General features: G+C 56.7%; 1 rRNA gene. It reads right to left on the bottom strand.

Annotation, left to right across the window (positions count from 1 at the left end):
• Positions 1 to 12: 12 nt before the first annotated feature.
• Positions 13 to 697 (bottom strand): 23S ribosomal RNA (locus HJV72_RS18770); the annotation flags it as partial.

The following is a 697-nucleotide window of genomic DNA, read 5'->3' as shown; positions in this document are numbered from 1 at the left end:
TCCACCATCATTCTGGTCATGCCCTCGACCGATTAGTAGCAGTCAGCTCCATGCATTGCTGCACTTCCACCTCTGCCCTATCTACCTCGTCGTCTTCAAGGGGTCTTACTAACTCGCGTTAGGGATATCTCATCTCGAGGGGGGCTTCACGCTTAGATGCCTTCAGCGTTTATCCCGTCCCGGCTTGGCTACCCTGCCATGCTCTTGGCAGAACAACAGGTACACCAGCGGCCGGTCCATCCCGGTCCTCTCGTACTGAGGACAGCTCCTCTCAAATATCCTACGCCCACGCCGGATAGGGACCGAACTGTCTCACGACGTTCTGAACCCAGCTCGCGTACCGCTTTAATGGGCGAACAGCCCAACCCTTGGGACCTACTTCAGCCCCAGGATGCGATGAGCCGACATCGAGGTGCCAAACCACTCCGTCGATGTGAACTCTTGGGAGTGATAAGCCTGTTATCCCCAGGGTAGCTTTTATCCGTTGAGCGATGGCAATCCCACTTTATACCACCGGATCACTAAGTCCTACTTTCGTACCTGCTCCACCCGTCGGTGTCGCAGTCAAGCCCTCTTATGCCTTTGCACTCTGCGGATGGTTTCCGACCATCCTGAGAGGACCTTTGAGCGCCTCCGATACCCTTTCGGAGGCGACCGCCCCAGTCAAACTCCCCACCTGACATTGTCCCCAGGCCGG

It is taken from the genome of Extibacter sp. GGCC_0201, assembly GCF_017566055.1.
Lineage (GTDB): Bacteria > Bacillota > Clostridia > Lachnospirales > Lachnospiraceae > Extibacter.
This window is presented reverse-complemented; position numbering and strand designations above follow the sequence as displayed.